This window comes from Neobacillus sp. NRS-1170 (genome assembly GCF_050468025.1).
In genome coordinates this window covers 1-4,978 of sequence record NZ_JBITPF010000130.1, presented here as the reverse complement: position 1 = coordinate 4,978, position 4,978 = coordinate 1, and the positions used below count along the sequence as shown (strand labels likewise).

Genomic DNA, 4,978 nt, shown 5'->3' with positions numbered 1-4,978 from the left:
AAGTAACGGGTGCAAGAGTTCAAGAACCTAATGAGTTGCGGCGGCAGCTCATTTTTTTATTGTGCTAACAGGGGGGATAGTTGAACAGTGAATTATCTTTTTAGTTTGAGAATTGGATAAATTATCCGATAAAATAGTATGTATGGAGGGAGAGAATATGAAGGGTAGACCAGAATTAATAATAGAAATAGAAAAAATTTATAAAACAAAGAAAAATCCTAATGGAATGTTTGTAGCAAGGATTGTGCAGAAACCGAAAGAAAAAGAAAAGCTTGATTTTGTTTTGGTAATTCAAAACCGAAAAAACAAGCAGATTACTTATAAAGAAATATTAGTAACAACGGATAACTGGTATAACTCTTTTAGGCTTGCACGAGGTAATATTCAATGGGTTTCACTTAATACAGTTTCTGTTTGGGATGGGCTAGGTCATAAATTAGTAGAGGTTTCGGCTTTAACAGGTAAGGAAAATTATCGTATTTCCGATGAACCCTGTTCTGCTTATCGGGAGAATTGAGAAATGTTATTAGGCAACAAACTGTTAAGAATTTCAAGACTATAATAAAAAGAGAAAATCTGCTCTGGACTATTAAGATTGTGAAGTTTTGTACTTAAACTATAGGGTGCTAGAGTTAAAGTTTCCAGCTTCCATTTTGGTGGCTTTTTCCTATTCAGCTAACGTGGCAGAATAGTTTAATAAGAGTTATTAATTGTTATTTAGTATTGAAATAATAAAGATCCTCTCAATCATCATAATCATTAAGAGGATCTTGGATTAGAAAATTATTTCTTAACAGCGTGGATAAAATGAATTGTCTCGAATGCAGATAAATAATCCGTCCTGTTTCTAAAGTAAAGCTCATTTATCGTAGTTGGTGATAAATGTTCATAAATTAGTAAACCTGATTTTTCTAACGTTTTCTCAAGTTCATTATAAGCAAAACTTGATTTCATTGGTTCTCCACTTGCCGAAGCCATTTTTACCATATTTTCAACTCTATTAGACATACCTTTTTCTTCAAAGAGTGTTTCATCTGCATAGTCAAAAACTATAGAGCTTCCCGATGGGACTTTGGCAAATAAATATTTGATCAGGCTTGAATTTTCCTCTTTTGTTAAATAATATGAAACACCCAAAAGGCTAAAGAAAGTTTTTTTGTTCTCATCAAATCCTTTATTTATTAGAGTTTGATAAGAGAACTTCTTGGTGAAATCCATAGGGACAAAATGAAGATGATTTGGCATTTTTAAGCCTGCATAAGTTAATCTTTTTATTTTGAATTCCTGTGTAGCCGGATGGTCAACTTCAAATATTTCTAATTTGTTCCCTAATTCAAGATGTCGAAAGCAAAAAGTATCTAAACCTGCTCCGAGAATCACGTATTGTTCTAATCCCAAAATCACTTCATTGAGCAAAACTTTTTCACAAAAGGCTGCACGGGCAAGAGGTGTAGGGGAGAGTTGTACCTGTGTAATCCATTTTAAAATTTCTTCTGGATGGTCTTTAAACCTTTCAGCAATGGCTTTGTTGAAGAATTGTATACCATTAATCATATTATCTCTAATCTCTGAAAACTCTCTTTGTGAAAGGAGATCTTTTGCAAGATAGTCATTAAAAATTATTGGTAAATCATTCTGACTGTGATAAGCCCGAGAAAAAGATGCAATTAAGGCGGTTATACTGGATTCATTTTGCTTCACATCTTTACCCTCCAAACAAAAAAATAGGATTCCCCTGGCCAGGAGAATCCTATTTTACACACAATTTTAATAAATGTAAATTATAGCACAAATCAATTTTTTGTCAAATATTTAGCTCGTTAGTTAGAATATTCTCTTAATAAAAATTCTTATTGTACTAACGGGTGCTTGAGTTTAAGAAAGGATTGCTGCTGCGACCCTTTTTCTTTTTGCACTAATGGGGCAGTTTAGTGAAAAAAGGAATATTTATATTAAATAGAGAAAAAAACATTCCTGAACGCCTAATAAGGGGGCAAGTGAGAGGTAATGAAATATTTTACAAAAGAATTTTATGAAGAGATGCAAGTTTATAGCTTTTTAACAACAATTCCTGAATCAAAGGCAGAATGGGAAGAACTGATTTTGCATTACGAAAAAAGTGGGGAAGATTATAAAAAGAAAGCCAAAGAAGATTTAGAATTATATAAAAGTGATTTGATTAGGATTCTCCCAACACCTTTCCACCGATACATCGAAGATGGCACCATAAACGCAGCAAATCCTCCAATTGAACTAACAAATATGCTCCAACAATGGAAAAGGAATCAAATAAAAGAACTGAAATATTGGCAGCACAATATAACTCTTATTTCGAGTCAATTAAAAGTCGCCTTCCAAAAAATATAGTAAGGTTACAAGAAGAGCACTTGCTCTTTGCTACCACTGTAAAATCATTTGAAAGACACTCTGACGATGTGTTTATCTTGACTTTAGACTATGGTGGTTTTAATAGTGACAATATAAAGCTTACATTTATAGGGGTAAGCAATATAGTAATACTTGAAAACTTTGAAGATGCCTATTTGTGTTACGTAGAGATTTTCGTAAATGATAAAGATTTTGAACTACAAATTTTATTTGATATTATTGATTCCCCAACTTCGGAATTTTCAATAAGAGCTAATATCGTTCTAATTGAACTATCATACCAAACATCAATGGAACAATTATTAAAAGAACTAGTGGATTTAACAGGAGTGAAACCAGAAGATATTCTACGGAATTTTTACTCTTTTTGTTTTTTTGAGAAACTTGATTCTAATAAAGAGGAATCCTTTAGAATTTTTTATGTCCAAATTATGAATGATTTTATATTTTTTAGAGCAAATCCCTTTGGTGGATAGTAATTTAAAAACTGTTGAAGAACCCATCTTGTTAAGCTAACGGGGTGCAAGAGTTAAAGATCGGGATGGCTGCGGCGATCCTTTTTTCTTGTTCCGCTAACGGGGCAGTATAAGTGAGCTCTTGTATGGCATAGTACCGAAACGAAGAACCTTTATAAATTAAGGAAAACTTATCCTGGATAACTTATAAAGTTGCTTCCTTTTTAGTAGAGACAGTTTTTTCCTGGATTAGAATGATATGCGGATAATTAAAGCACCCGTTACATAATAAGCCGCAACCACTTCGAACTCAAGTAGTTGCAGCTTGTCCATTTTATAGTATGCAGGATTTTATACAACGGTTGTGATGTTTTCGGTTGTTCTTAAGAATTCTGACCTGCTAGACGTCAGCCTAGTCCAGTTCCACTTCAGTTAATTCCGAGTAAAGTACAGTATTACCTTCCTGATTAGTTTGATTGTTCGGGGGACTTGTGCCAAAAACATTGACCACTACATCTTCATCTCTTTTAACAATAAGTCTTACTTCATAGTGTACAGTGTTAGCTACATTCTGGCTAAAAACCCGATTTTGATTTGGAGGTATGTTAAAAATCACTTGGTTTAGTAAAGTTGGTGTTGTATTCCAACTGTAAACTTGAACAGTTATTTTTCGGAAACTGTTTGGGTCAAGATTTACAAGCTCCACATGTGCCACTTGAGTGTTTATGTGTCTATTCAATACACCCGTTGTTAAAATTTTACTATCTGACATTATGGTTCCTCCTTTCATAGAAGATACTATTAGAATATTAAACACAGCATGCCACTGATATAATGCAAATATCATGATTTTGTAAATTTCCATGTTTGTCCACTGATAAACTAGTTGAGTCATTTTTTATTCTATTTTACATCCTATTACCAGAAAGCGTACTGATATTATTTATAGTGAACGGGATTCATTAAAGAAAGATCAATATATTACGAAATAATACTGATTGTCTTAACTGTTCTTTTTTAATAATTCTATTGGGAAGATGTTTAATTGTTTAACTATCAACAGATTGTGAAGGGTAGTATTTAAACAAACGGGTGCAAGAGCTTAAGATGGGATTGCTGCGGCGGTCTATTTTTCTTGTTGTGCTAACTGGCAGGTTTGTTAAAGAAGGAATATAAATGAAATTGGTAGAATAAGTAAGTTGGATATAAATCTTAACGTCTTAATATTAATAAGAGGAGAATGTGTATGGGAACTAACGAAGGAAAAAGTTTAAACTAAAATAAGCGCGGGGGGGTAAAAAATTTGAAACAATTGGGGACGCTGTATTTTTTCTGTGGAAAAATGGGTGCAGGAAAATCAACTAAATCTAAACAATTGGCGATAGATAAAAATGCGGTGCTGCTTTCTGAGGATGAATGGCTTTCATCTCTTTACCCGAATCAGATCGCATCATTTGAGGACTCCCGAAAATTTTCAGCGCAGATCAAACCGCTAATGAAAAAGCATGTCCAAAACATATTAAGTGTCGGTACAGATGTAGTGATGGATTTTCCAGGTAACACTCAAAAACTGCGAAGGTGGTTTTTGGATTTGGCGTCAGAGGTCAATGCAAACCATCAATTAATTTTCCTTAATCTAAATAACGAGCAATGCTTACGTCAAATTGCACAAAGGCGTAACGAACAACCTGAAAGAGCAGCATTTGATACGGAAGCGATGTTTAATCATGTTACTAGTTTTTTTGAAGCACCAAAAGAATCTGAAGGTTTAAATATTATAGAGTTTAGTGGAAAAAATAACAAGGAGTTCAATGATTCGTGTGAATAGAGTACCTTCTGTTCTGGGAGGTACTCTGAAATAAAATGAAATGTGAGTAAGAAAAGTTTCAATGTATATATGTTAAAATCGATGTAACTTTGTGAAGTTTTACACTTAAACTACCATGAAAATAAACTTCTGTGAGTTAGAAAAAATGGCAATACTTGAATAGACGCAGCTCAATCACTTTTTTAAAAAGGGAGAGCGCCTGATCGAGATGTTTGTGGTTATAGGGAATGAATTAGGATGCTTCAGATATTGTTACTTTATAACCTAAGTTTTCTAATCTTCGAACAGAATGGCGGACAATGGAAGT

General features: G+C 33.5%; 4 protein-coding genes and 1 pseudogene. 3 read left to right on the top strand and 2 right to left on the bottom strand.

The window, feature by feature from the left end; all coding sequences use genetic code 11:
• Positions 1 to 157: 157 nt before the first annotated feature.
• Positions 158 to 517 carry a hypothetical protein gene (locus ACIFOT_RS32285; RefSeq protein ID WP_430073072.1) on the top strand — a complete coding sequence of 120 codons (360 nt, stop codon included), beginning with the start codon at positions 158 to 160 and terminating at the stop codon, positions 515 to 517.
• 266 nt (positions 518 to 783) lie between these two features.
• Here ACIFOT_RS32285 and ACIFOT_RS32280 read toward each other — a convergent pair whose 3' ends face one another.
• Positions 784 to 1,701: a class I SAM-dependent methyltransferase gene (locus ACIFOT_RS32280; RefSeq protein WP_430073069.1), complete on the bottom strand. Its 918-nt coding sequence runs from the start codon at positions 1,699 to 1,701 to the stop codon at positions 784 to 786.
• Between the two features lie 306 nt (positions 1,702 to 2,007).
• On the opposite strand from ACIFOT_RS32280, the pseudogene ACIFOT_RS32275 reads away from it, so the two are divergent.
• A pseudogene (locus tag ACIFOT_RS32275) lies at positions 2,008 to 2,864 on the top strand (DUF4085 family protein).
• A gap of 391 nt (positions 2,865 to 3,255) precedes the next feature.
• Here the strand turns inward: ACIFOT_RS32275 and ACIFOT_RS32270 are convergent.
• Positions 3,256 to 3,615, bottom strand: coding sequence for a hypothetical protein (locus tag ACIFOT_RS32270; RefSeq protein WP_430073067.1), 360 nt, complete (start codon positions 3,613 to 3,615; stop codon positions 3,256 to 3,258).
• A 531-nt stretch (positions 3,616 to 4,146) separates the two neighbouring features.
• On the opposite strand from ACIFOT_RS32270, the gene ACIFOT_RS32265 reads away from it, so the two are divergent.
• On the top strand, positions 4,147 to 4,671 hold the full coding sequence (locus tag ACIFOT_RS32265; RefSeq protein ID WP_430073064.1) for an AAA family ATPase: 525 nt from the start codon (positions 4,147 to 4,149) through the stop codon (positions 4,669 to 4,671).
• Positions 4,672 to 4,978 lie beyond the last annotated feature (307 nt).